This is a genomic window from Roseateles sp. P5_B10, from assembly GCF_056400485.1.
In genome coordinates, this window is the sequence record NZ_JBFULE010001570.1 from 1 (window position 1) to 622 (window position 622).

1 protein-coding gene is annotated in these 622 nt (G+C 63.3%); it reads left to right on the forward strand.

All coding sequences use genetic code 11. From position 1 onward, the window contains the following. Positions 1–601: ATPase, T2SS/T4P/T4SS family (locus AC1DU6_RS34630; RefSeq protein WP_477863035.1), on the forward strand; the 601-nt coding region annotated here is incomplete at its 5' end. Positions 602–622: the final 21 nt, after the last annotated feature.

Sequence of the window (622 nt, forward strand, 5' to 3'; positions counted from 1 at the left end):
GCTGCAGATCGCGCTGAAGAACGCGCTGCGCCAAGCACCCGACTGCATCCTGATCGGCGAAATCCGCGACCGCGACACCATGACGGCGGCCATCAGCTATGCACTGTCGGGCCACCTGGTGCTCGCCACGCTGCACGGCAACAACACCTACCACGCGTTGAACCGCATCCTGTCCTTCTATACGCCCGAGTCCCGCCCGGCGTTGCTGAACGACCTGGCGGCAGGCCTCAAGGCCATCGTGTCGCAGCGCCTCGTGCGCGCCACGACGGGCGGGCGCGTGCCCGTCGTCGAGATCCTTTTCAACACCAAGCTGACGTCCGAGCTCATCGAGCAGGGCGATTTCGCCGGCGTGAAGGAGGCGATGGAAAAGTCCATCGCCGAGGGTTCGCAGACCTACGAAGAGCATTTCGCCAAGCTCATCACCGAAGGCACCATCACCCGAGAGGAAGGCCTGGCGTTCGCTGACTCGCCGACCAACCTGCTCTGGCGGCTGCAGAACGAAGCGCCGGGCCAACGCCTGGTCACGGCGCCGCGCAAAGAAGAAAAGGCCGGCGACGACGCCAGCTTTACAGAAATCACATTGGACGTCCGCGGCTCTTGAAACTGATCACCTGTATCGAAA